Below are 15,322 nucleotides of genomic sequence, written 5' to 3' on the forward strand. Positions count from 1 at the left end.
CCTCCCACGTCCGTGAACCATCCGGGGACAGGGCCCGTAGGTCCCCTCAGTGGCACGGGAGCCCTCGATCGGGGCTCCCGCGGCTCCCCATTCACGCCGGCTGGAGGACGTTTCGTGTCGTTGATGTTGACCGTGGTCGAGGGGGACGGTGACGCGTTCGACGTCCACCTCGACGCCGACCCCGACACGCCCGTGGGTGCCGTCGCGGAGGCGCTGGCCGGGGCGGGCGGCGTCCACCGGCCGCCGGAGGGCCTTGGCCTGTACGCCGGCGACCGGCTGCTGCCCGCCGATATGCGGCTGCGGGACGCGCCGCTCCGCCACGCGGCCGTCGTGGGCCTGGGCCGCCCGGCGGGTTCCGCGTCGGCCGAACCGGACGGGCTGGTGGAGGTCCGTGCGGTCGGCGGGACCGGGGCGGGTACGGTGCACCGGCTCGACATCGGCGAGTACCGGATCGGTCTGGCGCACGACGGGACCGCCCAGGTGCTGCGCGCCGTCCCGGACCGGCCGTGCGCCGTCCTGACGGTGGGTCCCGGAGGACGCTGCCGGGTGGCGCCCGACGCGTCGGCCGCGCCGGACGCCGGCGCCCCGCAACTGGAGCGCGAGGATCTTGCCGGGGCCACCGCCTGGCCGGCCGGCGCACAGCTCGCTCTTCCGGGGTCTGGCGGCATCCTGCTCGAACTGGCCCTCCCGCAGCGGCCGGACGCGGCCGTGCAGCTGTCGGAGGACGGCACCGGCTGGGACTACAACCGGCCGCCGCGGCTGCGGCCGGCCGAGACCGCCACCCGCTTCACCCTGCCCTCCCCGCCCGCGGCGCCCGCCGCCCGGCCGCTCCCGTGGATCACCGCGGCCGCCCCGCTGGTGATGGCGGGGGTCGGGGCGCTGGCCTTCGGCCGTATGCAGATGCTGTTCTTCGGGCTGCTCTCCCCGGTCGTGATCGTCGGCAACTTCCTGATGAGCCGGCGCAACGGACGCCAGTCGCACTCCGACGAGGTCGCCGCCTACGAGGAGAAGAAGGGGCGCATCGAGGGCGACGCCGAGCAGGCCCTGACGGCCGAACGCACCGCCCGGCGCCGCGGCTTCCCGGACCCGGCCGAGGTCGTCCTGACCGCTGTCGGCCCCCGGCGCCGCCTGTGGGAGCGTCGTACCTCGGACGCCGACTTCCTGGAACTGCGCATCGGGACCGCCGACCTGCCCTCCGACGTGGTGCTCCACGACCCGACCAAGGACGAACACCGCCGCCAGGACCCGTGGACCGCGTACGACGTCCCGGTGACCGTTCCGCTGCGGGAGCACGACGTCCTGGGCATCGCCGGCGAGGGCCCGGCCGCGCGCGCCGTGGCACGGTGGGCCATCGCCCAGGCCGCCGTCCTGCACAGCCCCCGTGACCTGCAGATCCACCTGCTGACGACCGGCGGCCCCGGCCGGGACGGCTGGTCCTGGCTGCGCTGGCTGCCGCATGTGCGCAAGAAGTCCGGCGACACCCCGGCGAGCATCGGCTACGGCACCGAGACCTGCGCCCGGCGGGTCGCCGAACTGACCGCGCTGATCGCCGAGCGCGCCGGACGGGAGGACCGGCGGAGCCGGACCGCCGGGCCCGATGTGCTGGTCGTCCTCGACGGGGCCCGCAGGCTGCGTTCGCTGCCCGGCGTGGCGCAGATCCTGCGCGACGGACCGTCCGTCGGCGTCCGCGCGGTCTGCCTGGACGCCGAGGAGCGGCTGCTGCCCGAGGAGTGCCACGCCGTCGTCGCCGAGGAGCCCGGCGGAACCGTGCGGGTGGGACGCTCCGGGCGGGGCACCGTCGGGGGCATCCGGCCCGACGTGGTGTCCCTGGACTGGTGCCGTTCGCTGGCCCGGGCGATGGGGCCGATGCGGGACCCGGGCGGGGACGACGAGGGGGCCGCGGTGCTCCCCAACTCCGCGCGGCTGCTCGACGTGCTCGCCCTCGACCCGCCGCAGGCCGCCGGCATCCGGGCGCGCTGGACGGCCGGGGGCCGCTCGACCCGGGCGGCCGTCGGCGTCTCCCTGGACGGCCCGTTCTACCTGGACCTGAAGCGCGACGGCCCGCACGGGCTGGTCGCCGGCACCACCGGCTCCGGCAAGTCCGAACTCCTCCAGACGCTGGTCGCCTCGCTCGCGGTGGCGAACCGTCCGGACGCGATGACGTTTGTCCTCGTCGACTACAAGGGCGGCTCCGCGTTCAAGGACTGCGTGGACCTGCCGCACACCGTCGGCATGGTCACCGACCTCGACGCCCACCTCGTCGAGCGGGCCCTGGTGTCGCTGACGGCGGAGCTCACCCGGCGCGAGCACATCCTCGCCGCGGCCGGCGCCAAGGACATCGAGGACTACATCGACCTGCTGGAGCGCGAGCCGGCGGCCGGCCGCACCCCGATGCCCCGGCTGCTGATCGTCATCGACGAGTTCGCCTCGATGGTGCGCGACCTGCCGGACTTCGTGAAGGGCCTGGTCAACATCGCGCAGCGGGGCCGCAGCCTCGGTATCCACCTGATCCTGGCGACCCAGCGCCCCAGCGGCGTCGTCTCCTCGGAGATCCGCGCCAACACCAACCTGCGCATCGCGCTGCGGGTGACGGACTCCGGCGAGAGCCAGGACGTCCTCAACTCCGGTGAGGCCGCCAGTATTTCGCAGAGCAACCCCGGCCGCGCCTATGTGCGCCTCGGCCAGAACTCCCTCGTGCCGTTCCAGTCCGGGCGGGTCGGCGGCCGGCGGCCCGGGGCCGCCGCGGCCTCGCTGCCGACGCCCTGGGCGGTGGCGGTCGGCTGGGAACGGCTCGGCGAGCCGCTGCCGGCGCGGCCGCGCCCCGCGGCCGCGCCCGCCGAGGTGGAGACCGACCTCACCGGGCTCGTCGCGGCGATCCGCGAAGCGGACCGGGAGATGGGCATCCCCGCACAGCACAGCCCCTGGCTGCCGCCGCTGCCCGAACACCTGGCCCTCGGCGATCTGCCCCCGGTCCCGCCCTCGGACTACGACCTCGCGCCCGTCGCGTACGGCGTGGTGGACCTGCCCGCACAGCAGGCCCGGCTGCCCCTGGTGATCGACCCGGCGACGCTCGGGCACCTGCACATCATCGGCTCGCCCCGGCAGGGCAGGTCGCAGACGCTGCGCACCATCGCCGGGACCCTGGCCCGCGTCCACTCCCCGGACCAGCTGCACCTGTACGGCATCGACTGCGGCAACGGCGCGCTGCTGGCCATGGAGGGGCTGCCGCACTGCGGCGCCGTCACCCAGCGCACCCAGCCCGACCGGGTGGCCCGGCTGCTCGCCCGGCTGACGGCGGAGCTCACCCGGCGGCAGGAGATGCTGGCCGCCCGCGGCAGCGCCGACCTGACGGAGCTCCGCCGCGCCCTGCCCGAGGACGAACGGCCGCCGCACCTGGTGCTGTTCATCGACCGGTGGGAGGTGTTCGACAAGCAGCTCGGCGAATACGACGCCGGGAACCTGCTGAACTCCGTACTGACCCTGCTGCGGGACGGCGCGAGCGCCGGCATCCACCTGGTGATGACCGGCGACCGGGCGCTGTTCTCCAGCCGGGTCAACGGCTCCACCGAGGACAAGCTCGTGCTGAAGCTCAACGAGAAGTCCGAGTACGGCATGATCGGCATCACCCAGCGGAACGTGCCCGACGAGATCCCGCCGGGCCGCGCGTTCCGCGCCGCGGACAAGGCCGAGGTGCAGATCGCGCTCCTCACCGAGAACCCGGAGGGCCAGGCGCAGGCCGGGGCGCTCCAGCAGATCGCCGAGCAGTGCCGGCAGCGGGCGGCTCACCTGCCGGCCGCCACCCGGCCGTTCCGCGTCGACACCCTGCCGGACCGGCTCAGCTTCGAGGAGGCCGCCCGGTTCGTCCCGGCCAGGCGCTCCGCGCGATGGGCACTGGCCGGCGTCGGCGGCGATGAACTCACCGCGGTCGGACCGGACTTCACCGTCACCCCGACGTTCCTCGTCGCCGGTCCCGCCCGCTCGGGACGCAGCACCGTCCTGTCGACGCTGGCGGTGGCGCTGCTCGCGGCCGGCACCCCGGTCGTGGTCGGGGCCCCTGCCCGCTCGCCGCTGCGCCACCTCGCCGGACGGCCGGGCGTGCTCGCGGTGTTCGACGAGTCCGACATCGACCCCACGGCCCTGGAGGCGGCGCTGGCTTCCGCGCCCGACGGGGCCGTGGTGCTCCTCGACGACGCCGACCTGCTGCTGAAGACCAGGGCCGAGCCGGTCCTCACGCAGATCGCCAAGTCCGGCGCCGAGACCGGCCGGGGACTGGTGATCGCCGGCCAGACCGACCGGCTCTCCTCCGGCTTCTCCGGCTGGCACACCGAGGCCCGCCGCAACCGGTGCGGTCTGCTGCTGAAGCCGCAGAACATGAGCGACGGTGAACTGATCGGCGTCAAGGTGCCCCGCAGCCGGCTGGGCGCGACCCGCCCGGGCCGGGCGATCCTGCACCTGGGCGACGGCGTGCTGCGCACCGTGCAGGTCCCGGAGACGGTGCTCGCCGAGCCGGGCGCACCTGCCTGACCCCCGTGCCGGACACGGCGTCCGCACACCACAGAGGGCTCCCGCCGACCAGGTCGGCGGGAGCCCTCTTGTCTGCGGTGCGGGCTCAGCAGAGGCGGTGCCTGCCGTTCACCCCGAGAGCACCTTTCCTCCGAAGCCGGGAACCCAGGTCTTGCAGTTCGCGCACATCTTGAACTTCTGGCCCTTGAGGTTCTGCGTCACCAGGTCCACGTTTTTGGGGTCGGCGCCGTCGTTGATGGCGTTGGTGAACATGCGTGGCTCGGCGCAGACTCCCGGATGGCGGCCGTCCTTCAGTGATTCGCCGGGCAAGGCATCGGACACGGCCTTGGCGAGGTTCTTCTCGGTCTCGCTGTGACCGTAGTAGATCTTGCCGGTGGTCTTGTCCTTGCCCGTCGCGTAGGCCTTCGGGAGGTGGGCGCCCTCGGGGAGGTTGGCCTGCACATGCGCCAGCCGCGCCTTGCCGAGGGCCATCAGCTCCTCCTTGAGGAGGTCGTCCTCACTCTTGGCGGCGGGCGCGAGGCCGAGCGGGTCGCACCAGGTGAGCGGGTTGTGGACGTAGGTGGTGGGGTTGGGTGCGGGGACCAGCCCGAGGGGGTCGGGGGTGGTGAAGCGGGCGGTGTCGGGGTCGTAGTGGCGGTGCAGGTTGTAGTGCAGGCCCGTTTCGGGGTCGGCGTACTGCCCGGGGAACCGCAGGGGCGTGTAGGCCGTGGCGTCCCGGTTCCACGCGGTGGTGCCCCACAGCATGGCGCGGGAGTGCCAGGCGATGTCGCCGGCCTCGTCGACGAGTTCGGTGGGGGTGCCGACGAGGTCGGTGGCTATGGCGAAGAAACGGCGGTCGATTTCTTCCTGGTCGTCCGGGTCGAGCCGGCGCTCGGTCTGGGCCAGCGGCCGGTGCCCGTCGTGGTCCCAGGTGAGCGTCACCCGGGTGAGGCTGTCGCTCTGCTCCGCGAGGCGGGTGCCGTCCCAGGTGAAGCGGACCTCCTCCGCCACGTCCCCGGTGTCGGTGAGCCGCTGCTTTGTGGTGCGGCGGCCGAGCGGGTCGTAGGCGTACTGCCACACCGTGCCGTCCGGGGTGACGCACGAGGTCAGATGGTCCTCGGCGTCGTACGTGTAGCGCCAGGTGGCGGGCTTCTTCGACAGGCGCGTCTGCTGCCGTAGCACGGTGCGGCCCGCGGCGTCGTACTCGTAGCGGATGCGTCCGGCGGTGAGCACCCGGGTGCCCTCGTAGGTGCGCGGGCCGCGGGCCTCGGCGTGCGGTGCCTTGTCGGGCCAGTGCGCGTCGGTCTGGTTGCCGGCCGCGTCGTACGCGTAGGACTCGGACCAGTTCTCGGCCGTCACGGTGAGCGGCCGGCCGCCGGGGTCGAGCTCGTAGTGCCGGGTGGCGCCGGTGAGCTGGTCGGTGACGGCGGTCAGGTGGTGGTCGGCGCGGTAGGTGTAGGCACGGGCGCGCAGGGCGCGGTTCCGCTTGCCCAGGGACTGCTGGACCGGGCGGCCGACCACGTCGTACGCCGTCGCGAAGGTCACCGGGTCCCCGTGCGGGCCGAAGCTGCGTTCCAGCTCCTTGCCGAGCGCGTCGTACGCGAAGCCTATGGTGTGCCCGGAAGCGGTCAGACCGGTGCGGTTCCCCGCTGCGTCATAGGCCAGTTCGGTGCACGCGCCGGTGGGCGTGGTGCGCTGGGTGCGGCGGCCGAGCGCGTCATAGCGGTACGTGGTGGTGGCGCCGTCGACCGTCTCGGCGACCAGGTTCCCGCGGACGTCCCACTCCAGGTGGACGGTTGAGGTGGGCGACGCGGCTTCGCGCAGGCGCCCGGCGGCGTCGTACGCGTAGTCGGTGCGCACACCGTCGACGTCCTTGGACAGGGTGCGTCCCATGGCGTCGTGCGCGTAGCCGATGCGCTGCCCGAGCGGCGTGGTGTGCGTGCTGAGGCGGCCGGCGGCGTCGTGGGTGTAGGTGAGCGTGCGGTCGTCGAAGTCCGACTCGGAGATCAGGCGGCCGCACGCGTCGAAGGTGTAGTCCCACGAAAGACCCTGCGGGTCGAGGACCCGGACCGGGCGCAGTTCGGTGTCGTAGGCGAACCGGTAGTGCGTGCCGTCCGGTCCGGTACGGGCCGTGAGCCGGTCGAAGTGGGTGTACTCGGAGGTGGTGACCTGGCCGGCGGGGTCCGTGTGGGTGAGGCAGTTCCCCTCGCCGTCCCACTCCCACGTCTCGGCACTGCCGTCCGGCAGGGTGCGACGCTTGAGCCGCCCCTCGACGGTCCACTCCATCTCGGTGCGGGCACCGAGCGCGTCGGTCAGGGTCGTCGAACGGCCGAACGCGTCACGGGTGACCGCCGTGGTGCTCTGTGCCGGGTCCGTGACGGCCAGCGGCAGGCCGGCGGCGTCGTTGGTGATGCGCTGCACGCCGCCCAGGGCGTCGGTGACCGAGGTGACCGCGCCGTGCTCGTCGTGGGTGAAGCGGGTGGTGGCGCCGTCCGGTGCGGTGACGCTGATGCGGTGGCCGCGGGCGTCGTACTCCTGGCGCCAGGACTCGCCCCCGGGCAGGACCGTCTCCACGGGGAGGTGGAGCCCGTTGTAGCGGGTCCGGGCGCTGGTGCCGTCCGGGAAGTGGACCGCGGTGAGGTCGCCGGTGCGCGCGTCCCAGTCGTACCGGGTCGTGTTGCCGAGCGGGTCGGTGCGGGCCAGGAGGCTGTCGTAGCGGTCCCACTCGGAGGCCGTGGTGTGTCCCAGCGGGTCGGTCTCGGCGATGACCTGGTGCAGGTCGTTGAGCTGGTAGACGGTCGTCGCGCCGCAGGAGTCGGTGAAGTGCGTCCGGTGCTGGTCGGGGTCGTAGCTCCAGCGGGAGGAGAGGTAGCCATCGGGGCCGATGGTCTCGGTGACGCGGTTGTCGTCGTCGTAGACGTAGCGGTAGGTGGAGTCGTTGCGGTCGGTCCAGGCGGTGATGCGGGACCGGTCGTCGTAGGCGAACACCATCGCCTTGCCCGACGAGTTCGTGACGTGGGTGAGGTTCCCCTCCGCGTCGTGGCTGTAGGACGCGACCTCGACGGGGCCTTCGGGCGTGGTGACCGTCAGACGGGTGAGGAGACCGGCGGTGCAGTGGACGTTGACGCGGTAGCCGCCGGAGTGGACCAGCGTCGTCGGGGTGCCGTCCGCCAGCCGGGAGACGCTGACCTCGTTGCCGTTGTGGTCCTGCCACCGGGCCAGCCAGTACAGGTCACTCTCGTCGTCCCCGGGATGATCCGCGAAGGTGCAGACGAGGCCCGTGTGCGGGTCGGAGATGCGGTACGTGACCCCGCCCGTGGTGGCGTCTTCTGCAGCGGTCAGCGGGAGGCGGGGGCCCTCCTCGGGCCACACCGGCTCGTCCGACCCGGCGGCGGGAAGGCCCGGGTAGGTCAGGATCGAACCGTCCTCGCGGGCCCACAACACCCGCCCCCGGTCGTCGACTTCGAGGCGTTCGTCCAGGGTGGAGGCCCAGGACGGACCGAAGAACTGCCCGTACCGGTACGTCGACAGATGCGTCCGCGTGATCACCAACGGCAGGACGCCCGGCAGCTCCAGATCGTCCTGCTGCAGCAGCATTTCGCCGCTGGCCACATCGACCGGGTCCGTCTTGCAGGTACGGCTGTTCGCGGGCCGGCTGTTGATGCGGGCGCCGCCCTGGGGACTCTTCATCGAGAGGGGCTTGACCCCCTTCAGGGCCGAGCCGAGCCCCCCGATGCCCTTGAGCAGCGCGCCGCCGCCCGCGACGAGGCCGACGACGCCGAGGACGATCTCGCCGATGTCCCAGTCGCCTGTCTCGGCCATGATCGACATATTGATGCCCAGTGACGCCGCACCGGCCACGACGGCACCGATCGTCAGGGCGATGCCGAGCCCCTGCAGTCCGGGGATCAGCAGTGCCAGTACGCCCAGGACGGCGCTGATGATGGCGAGGGCCTTGCTGAACGCCTTCTTGATCTTGTCCCAGAGGCTGTAGCCGGCGACGGACTCGTCCCTCGCGTCGTCCAGTTTCTGGGCGGCGGTGGCGGCGTCCTCCTCGCGGACCTGGCGGGCGTCCTCGGCGAGCATGCGGGCGGCGTCGAGGTCGGCCTGGGCGTCGTCGGCCCGCGCCTGGGCCCCCGACTGTTTGCTGTGGGCCTCGTCGAGGGCGCGGCGGGTGCTGGCCCGGGCTTCCTTGTCGTCCGGCGGGTGCTTGGCGCCGTCGAGGTGGCTGATGTCGGCGCCGGCCGCCTTGACGACGTCGGTGGCCGATTCGAGCCGGTCCTTGGCCTCGCGCCCCTTCTCCAGGGCGTTGTCGGCGTTGCGCTGCTGGTCGCGCAGCGAATTGACGTACGTGTCCAGGGCGCCGGCGGCCTGGTCGTAGGAACTGTGCAGCTTGCGGACCTGGTTGGCCAGATCGCCCAGCTTGTCCCGGAGCTTGTCCATCGTCTTGCCCTCGCCGACCTGGTTGTCCTCCAGGCCGGAGACGAGGGGCAGGGCATCGCCCGCGTTGTCCGCCACGGAACGGTACTGGCGGGCCAGGTCTCCGAGCATGTCCGCATCACCCGGAGTCGGGTCGTCCGAGAACCCGAAGACGTCTTCCCAATCGGACACCGCTGGACGCGCCATGGCCGCTACCTCACTTTTCCTGTTCTGTTTCGCCCATGGGGCTTCCCTCGGCGACTCCCGCCGCCGGACCTGCTGCGTTGGTCGTGTCGGCCTGGCCGTCGAAACGGAGCGACTCCGCGATCGCGTCGAAGACCTCGTAGAACTGCTCCGCCAGATCCACGTTGGGAGTGGAGCTGGCGATCACCAGGTAGTCATGGGTGTGGGGCACCGGGACGAGGGTGTGCCGCACCGCGGTGGGAACCCGCGTCCCGTGGTAATCGACGTCCTCGATGCGGGAGATCCGCCCGGCCGCTCCGACGTGGGGCAGCTCCACCAACTCCACCTCGCCGGGCGGCAGTCCGCTGCCCTCCGCGTCGGTGCCGAGCTGCACGCCTGCGGCCATGACGAGGTCCGCCAGATCCTCCGACTCCTCCTCCGGAACGGAGATCCGGAGCACCACCGTGGTGGCGCTGAGCACCAGAGGACCACTGCCCGCGCGCAGGATCCTGATCATCCCCGACGCCCGCAGCGCACCCTGCGCGTGCGCCTCGCGGGCGATGCGCCGGGTGTTGCGGATCAGCCCGTCCAGCTGCTCGCGGGTCAGCTGCGGGGCCTTCTCCACCTGCGCCTCGATACGGCGGCGGATCGACGCGTCCCGGGTGCTCGGGTCGAGGTCGAGATGCCACCACGAATCGGGGAACCTCAGGCTGTATTCCGCGGGCGCGGCCGCCTCTGGCTGCTCCGTGGTCGGTTCCGTCATGGCGCTTTTCCCTTCGGCGTGACGTTCCTCGGTCACGCGTCCTGCTGGTCTTCGTCCAGCGACTTGATGGTCTCGTCGTCCGTCTGCATGAAGTTCTCGGCGATCGTGTCCGTGTTGTCGGCGAACGTCTTCACGTTGTCGTGAACCCGCTCGTGACCTGCCACCCACGCCTTGTCGAACGCGTCGAGGGCGTCCGCGAGCGTGCTGTCGCCGGCCAGACTCTTGAAGTCCCCCGCGCCGCCGGTGGCGTTGTAGAGCGTCGCGGAGTTCCCGATCAGATCCCCGATGTTCTGGAGCTCCTTGACGGTGTCCTTCAGGTCCTGCACAGGCACGCTGATGTTGCCCATCGGTGTCTCCTCTCCTGTCCCGGCCGTCCGGCCCCGCCCTCACGGGGAGGGCGGGGCCGGACCGTGCGGGGCACGTCAGCCGATGGAGCCGGCCGTCTGGTCGTCGGTGTCGACGAACGCGTCGGCGACCTGCTTGATGAACTCGCTGACACCCTGCAGACCCTCGATGGCCTTCTCGGTGCCGTTCTTGTACTCCTCCCAGTACGGGCGGAACTTGCTCTCCGAGCCCGGCGTCGCGTAGGCCGCCTCGACCATCTCGTCCATCTTGGTGTTGGCCTCGTGGAGGCTCTGCTGCATCTGCTCCTTCTGGTTCTGAAGCCAGGTCGACGCCTCCCGCATCTCGTCCGGGCTGATCTTGATGTTGCCGCCGGCCATGCCGATTCCTTCCCTCGCTGCGTATCGCCGCGGCCCGCTGGGGCCGCACACACGTGGCTGTACGGGGCAACTTCCGGGGCGGTTCACGGCTGTTGCGGAACGGTGACGAAAGCCGGTCGGAGCGCTGCATCCGTCGCGCCCGCCCTCAGCAGGCGACGCCCTGACCAGCAGGGCGCTCTCGCCGTGCACGACTTTCCGGTCCGGCGCACGAATAAGGCCCAGGTCGGCTGACCTGGGCCTCAACTGGGCGGCGGGTGACGGGAATCGACCCACGTTCCGTTCTGCAGCAGGACCTGCTGCAGAACGGAGTACGGCGGCTTACGGGTGGTACTTCTCCTCGACCGTCTCGGCGGCGCCGGACTTGCGGTCCATGGTGACGCGGACGGTCACGCTGCCGGTCTTCGCGGCCTTCTCCAACTGCTCCACGGTGCACTTCGAGGTGCCGTAGCCGTCCCCGCCGATGGACACGCTGCCCGCGTCGTCGGAGCAGATCGCGGCCGCACCGAGGACCGTGGTGGCGTTGGCGACGAAGAACGCCTGGTCCATGCCACCGCCCTGGGGCTTGACGATCAGCTTGCCGGGCGCAAGGTACTCCAGCTTGCCGACGATCGTGCGGTGGTTACCCGCCTGGGCGACGCCGCCCCCGCCGGAGCCGGACCCGCTGCCGGTCTTGGCGGCGGACGACGCCTTGGCGGACTTGCCTCCGTCCTGGCCCTGCGAGCCGGAGTCGGCCGAGGAGGATCCGCCCGTGGACTGGGCCGAGGGCGAGGCCTGCTGCGAGCCGGCCGCGGCCGAAGAAGAGCCCGAGGACCCGGCGGCACCCGCCGCCTTGGTGCCCTCCCCGCACGCCGTGGCCCCCAGGCCCAGCGCCGCCGCGACGACGATGGCGGTGGCAATACGGCGGCCGGCGCGGCCGCGGAAGCGGTTGGTGGTGGCGGCGTTCATCGTGACTCCTGTAGCGCTGTTCTCGCGTCCTGCTCCTGAATGGTCATCAGTTTCCACGATGGGCTTGGCGTTCCGCTAACGGGCGGCTAATGCGCCGCGAGGGCACACCGCAGCGCACTTGCTGCCGAGGGCATCGCTGCCTCGTCCTGTTGTTCAGCTGTGATTGTCGCGATGGGCGCAGGCCCGACGGACCGCCTACAGAGGAGGGCGCGGGAGCCGGGGCCGCGGGCCTCTGCTGCCCGGGGGCGTTCGCAGGCACATCCCTGAAAGGCACTCAGGAGGGGCTTTGAGCGACCTATCTACCGCTGCACCTGGCAGGACACTGGCACGGCGGCGGTCGGGAGCGGGCTCACCGGAGCCAGGCCGTTTTGCGATGCTGTATGCATCCCTGTTGCTTCTCCCCTTGTTGCCTCATGAAGCCATGCCTAAGAGCGTCCCGTGATGGAGGATGGCGTTACGCCAGGCCGTGGCGGGTCATCTAACGGCACATATGGGTTGTTGAGTTGAGGTGTCAGCGGCTGGGGGAGATCAGGCAGTCAAGCGCGTCAGGCCGGGGGGCTGGGAGCCGGCCGTGAGGTAAGCAGTTCACCGCTCCCAGTACTTTGCCACTGCCTGCGCGTATGCCACCCGGTGGTCGAGCCTGTCACCGTGGACGCGGAACCGGCCGCGCGCGGACTCGGTCAGGGCCGTCCGGCCGAAGAATTCTCCCGGCCGCTTCCAGGCGGTTCGCAGTGGGGCGGTGGGGGTGTCGCCGGGGGAGTCGGAGAGTGTCAGGGCGACCAGGTACAGCAGGACGAACGGCAGCAGTACGAGGCACAGGAGCAGCGACGGTACCGTTCCCTCCCGCCCGTGCAGTGCTGTCCCGTCGGGCAAGTGGATCTCGTACGCGGGTCGCCACCGTTTCTTGCGCGGTGGCAGGCGCAGTTCGGCCAGGTGCTCGTGGTCCGGGGTGAGCACGGCGAGGCGACCGCCGTCCTGCCGGACGACCACGGCGAGCGGCGAGGCACCGGCAGGGTCGGCGGCGAGGGTGAAGCGCGGCTTGCACCTCTCGGGAAGGGGCCGGCCCTCGGGGGCGCCGCGGCGCACGTGGACGGGGGCGGCACCTCGGGGGCGCAGTTCGTAGCGCTTGGCATCGGGGTGGCGGGTGAAGGCGAGTGTCATGGGGTGTCCCCTCTCGTCGTGTCGGATCTGGGCGCCGTTGCCGGTGATGCGGTTCAACAGGCGAGATGGCTGTCGGGGCGGCCAGTCCTCCAGAAGAGCGTGACCCCGAGCGCCTGGATCAGGCGGAGAGCAACGGCGTCTCCGTACATTCGGCTGTGGCTCTCGCTCGTCTTCATCCGGGCGGGGCGCCAGCCCCATCGTCCGTCGGCACCCGCAACGTGCGCTGGGGAAACGCAAGGGCGCCGCCGGTCAGGTTGCCGAAGAACGCTACCGCCATCCACAGCACGCTCAAGGGGAACACACTGATGCGACGGACTGGAGCGAGGGCACCGACGAGCGGGCACGCAACGTGCGGCCGTCCGGGAGAAACACGTCGCACGACGGTAAGTGGTTCCCGGCGTTGCCTGCATCCTTGTCACTGGTGCCCCCTATACCGCAGTGCGCGGTCGCAGGCAGGCTTCTCCTCCTCGTCGGCGAGGACAGCTGTCACAGTCCGGTCCACCCATCCTCCGGCCTAACCGAACACCGCGCGCACGTCACCGGCCGCTGGCGTTCCCGGAGGTGCGTCCGCCTGCTCCGCCGGGCGGACGTCCAGAGATTCACCGATCTGCCGCAACATGCCTGTGTACCGCGGCAGGTCGGCGAAGCACGGTGTCGTGAGGGCGAGCACCACTAGCCAGCCCCGGACCGGAGAGGGTATGTACAACTCGAGGTGCGCGAATTCCAGTGTGGGAAGGATGGCCTCGCCGTCCGTCTCTGTGGCGTGCAGGGAGATCACGGCCGGGCCGCAGGGAAGGTCCACCTGGGAGACGCTGCGGTGCTCGTCGAAGGAGAGCGCCTCCTGGAACGAGGCGGCGACGATCGCCGGTGCCTCCGGGTCCACGGCCTCCGCCCGAACCAGGAGGTGAGCGGTGCTCGCCGTGCCGTCATCCGTCTCGTAGAAGGCGACGGACGCGTGAAGAACGTCGTCGGCGGTCAGGGCCGCCGTGAGGTCGGAGTAGACGGCGGCGGTGGTCTCGCGCTGGAACTCCGTACCGCCCGGCCAGATCGCCTCCGCCAGCTCCCACAGAGCGACGTCGAGGACGTCCGCGGGGAGGTGCAGCGGCAACTCGTGGAATCCCTCCGGGGTATCCAGGGTGATCGACACGCTCTGCGTGGGCGTGGACATCAGAGCCTCCCCGCAGCCGGCGTATTGGGATCGGTGAGCTGGGTGTGGGTGTCGATGGCGAGGCCCGGCACCTGCTGGGCCACTTGCGGGCCCTTGGACCACCAGGAAGCCGGGTCGATGGAGCCGTCGGCCCTCAAGGCCCCGCGCAGGGATGTCTTGACCGCCTCCGGGGTGAGGCTGCTGTCGAGGACCTTGTTGAGGCCCTTGCTGATCCCCGCCTCCTTGATGCTCGCCCCCGCGACATCCTGTACGTGGCTGTTCCACGCCAGCTTCATGCGGTTACCGAACCCAGTGGTCTCGAAGACCTTGCTGCCGCCGACGTACTCCGCGCCCCTCCCGAAGAGTGACTTGCCCTCCAGAGCCCGGCCGGTGAATCCGGCGTTCCGCAGGGCACGGATCTTGTTGACCTTGTCGATCGAGGCGACGGTGCGGCCCTCCACCTGCGCCAACTTCATGGGCACCTTGGCCCCCTTCATCGCGACGGAGCCGAACTTCCCGAACGGGATCACCCCAATCCCGTCGCCCACCAGGTCCATCACGCCCACATTCGCCCCACCGAGCTTTGCCGCTCCGTGCGTGGCGAGGGCGCCGAGGGAGGCGCCCGCACTGGCGAGGGCAAGGGCGCCGGAGAGCGGCGGGCACCAAAGGGTCAGCAGAGAGGCGACGCCCAGGATGCTGGAGGCGATCGAGAGCCAGTCGCCGATCTCCTTCAGCAGGTCGGCGTGTTTGGTGCACCACTCTTGGATGCCATGGCCCACGCTGGTGAAGAAGTCACCGAGGCCTTCCCAGAACCCCGGGTCGGGCGCATTCTCCGTGGCCCGCCGGATGCGGTCGGCGACGTCCCGGGCCTCGCCCTGGTGGTCGCCGAGGAGTTCTTCGGCCTTCTTGACGATAGCCTCGAGCTCCTGGGTGGCGGAGTCCAGACGGTTGCGGGCGGAGTCGAGGGTCTTGTCCGCCTTGTCCAGACGGTCGCTTGCTGCGTCGATCTTCTTCTGCGCGGCGTCCAGGGCGGCCTGATTGGTGTAGTAGGCGCCGGCCAGGCGCAGGTCCGGGTTGGCGGCCGCCTCGTTGTAAGCCTTGACCGCGTGTTCCTTCTCGGTTTCCCGGGTGGTCACCGTCCGCTTGGCCGCTGCGGCCTCTGATTCATATTGGCGCCCCTTGGTCTGGTACGAGGAGAGCGCGGTGTGCCATGAGTGGAGCTGGGTGACGGCGTCCCGCATGGCATCGCGGCTGTCGTTCACGTACTTCGGCAGGTCGCCGACCTTCTCAGCGAACGCCTTCGCCGCGTTGCCCTCCCACTCGCCACCGCCCTTGCCGATGCGGGACAGGACGGCATGGGCGGAGTCGAGAGAACGCTTGGCCGAGTCGAGCTTGCCGGTGACGGCGTCGACGGAACCCAGGTCGCCGGGCGCCGGGTTGAAGCCGAGGGCGGGGAAGTGTTGTGTGGTCATGGAGTTA

At 71.3% G+C, this 15,322-nt stretch carries 9 protein-coding genes; 1 reads left to right on the forward strand and 8 read right to left on the reverse strand.

Annotated features, from left to right (window positions below; translation table 11 throughout):
* Nucleotides 1–123 precede the first annotated feature (123 nt).
* Nucleotides 124–4,524: an FtsK/SpoIIIE domain-containing protein gene (locus tag OHS81_RS18755; protein WP_328391243.1), complete on the forward strand. Its 4,401-nt coding sequence runs from the start codon at nt 124–126 to the stop codon at nt 4,522–4,524.
* Nucleotides 4,525–4,632: 108 nt separating this feature from the next.
* On the opposite strand, the gene OHS81_RS18760 is transcribed toward OHS81_RS18755, so the two are convergent.
* The 8 genes from OHS81_RS18760 to OHS81_RS18795 form a co-directional block, all read right to left on the reverse strand.
* Nucleotides 4,633–9,129 carry a DUF6531 domain-containing protein gene (locus tag OHS81_RS18760; protein ID WP_328385897.1) on the reverse strand — a complete coding sequence of 1,499 codons (4,497 nt, stop codon included), beginning with the start codon at nt 9,127–9,129 and terminating at the stop codon, nt 4,633–4,635.
* Nucleotides 9,130–9,139: 10 nt separating this feature from the next.
* Complete coding sequence (locus OHS81_RS18765; protein WP_328385898.1) at nt 9,140–9,868, reverse strand: hypothetical protein; 729 nt, start codon at nt 9,866–9,868, stop codon at nt 9,140–9,142.
* Nucleotides 9,869–9,900: 32 nt separating this feature from the next.
* Entirely contained in the window at nt 9,901–10,215 is a 315-nt protein-coding gene (locus OHS81_RS18770; protein WP_328385899.1) for a hypothetical protein, read from the reverse strand.
* Nucleotides 10,216–10,290: 75 nt separating this feature from the next.
* Nucleotides 10,291–10,590 carry a WXG100 family type VII secretion target gene (locus OHS81_RS18775; RefSeq protein ID WP_328385900.1) on the reverse strand — a complete coding sequence of 100 codons (300 nt, stop codon included), beginning with the start codon at nt 10,588–10,590 and terminating at the stop codon, nt 10,291–10,293.
* 318 nt (nt 10,591–10,908) lie between these two features.
* Nucleotides 10,909–11,535 (reverse strand): hypothetical protein, encoded by a 627-nt coding sequence (locus OHS81_RS18780; protein ID WP_328385901.1) that lies wholly within the window; start codon nt 11,533–11,535, stop codon nt 10,909–10,911.
* 585 nt (nt 11,536–12,120) lie between these two features.
* Nucleotides 12,121–12,696, reverse strand: a complete 576-nt coding sequence (locus tag OHS81_RS18785; RefSeq protein WP_328385902.1) for a hypothetical protein — start codon at nt 12,694–12,696, stop codon at nt 12,121–12,123.
* A gap of 514 nt (nt 12,697–13,210) precedes the next feature.
* A complete protein-coding gene (locus OHS81_RS18790) occupies nt 13,211–13,864 on the reverse strand; it encodes a hypothetical protein (protein ID WP_328385903.1) in 654 nt (217 codons plus the stop codon).
* Entirely contained in the window at nt 13,864–15,315 is a 1,452-nt protein-coding gene (locus tag OHS81_RS18795; protein ID WP_328385904.1) for a putative T7SS-secreted protein, read from the reverse strand. The genes OHS81_RS18790 and OHS81_RS18795 overlap by 1 nt, the downstream gene beginning before the upstream one ends.
* Nucleotides 15,316–15,322: the final 7 nt, after the last annotated feature.

This window comes from Streptomyces sp. NBC_00400, from assembly GCF_036048035.1.
Classification (GTDB): Bacteria; Actinomycetota; Actinomycetes; order Streptomycetales; family Streptomycetaceae; genus Streptomyces.

What these genes read in the sequence shown, in the direction of transcription:
- OHS81_RS18785 (WP_328385902.1), bottom strand. Translation starts at nt 12,696, where the DNA reads ATGACACTCGCCTTCACCCGCCACCCCGATGCCAAGCGCTACGAACTG.
- OHS81_RS18790 (WP_328385903.1), bottom strand. Translation starts at nt 13,864, where the DNA reads ATGTCCACGCCCACGCAGAGCGTGTCGATCACCCTGGATACCCCGGAG.
- OHS81_RS18760 (WP_328385897.1), bottom strand. Translation starts at nt 9,129, where the DNA reads ATGGCGCGTCCAGCGGTGTCCGATTGGGAAGACGTCTTCGGGTTCTCG.
- OHS81_RS18780 (WP_328385901.1), bottom strand. Translation starts at nt 11,535, where the DNA reads ATGAACGCCGCCACCACCAACCGCTTCCGCGGCCGCGCCGGCCGCCGT.
- OHS81_RS18770 (WP_328385899.1), bottom strand. Translation starts at nt 10,215, where the DNA reads ATGGGCAACATCAGCGTGCCTGTGCAGGACCTGAAGGACACCGTCAAG.
- OHS81_RS18755 (WP_328391243.1), top strand. Translation starts at nt 124, where the DNA reads ATGTTGACCGTGGTCGAGGGGGACGGTGACGCGTTCGACGTCCACCTC.
- OHS81_RS18765 (WP_328385898.1), bottom strand. Translation starts at nt 9,868, where the DNA reads ATGACGGAACCGACCACGGAGCAGCCAGAGGCGGCCGCGCCCGCGGAA.
- OHS81_RS18795 (WP_328385904.1), bottom strand. Translation starts at nt 15,315, where the DNA reads ATGACCACACAACACTTCCCCGCCCTCGGCTTCAACCCGGCGCCCGGC.
- OHS81_RS18775 (WP_328385900.1), bottom strand. Translation starts at nt 10,590, where the DNA reads ATGGCCGGCGGCAACATCAAGATCAGCCCGGACGAGATGCGGGAGGCG.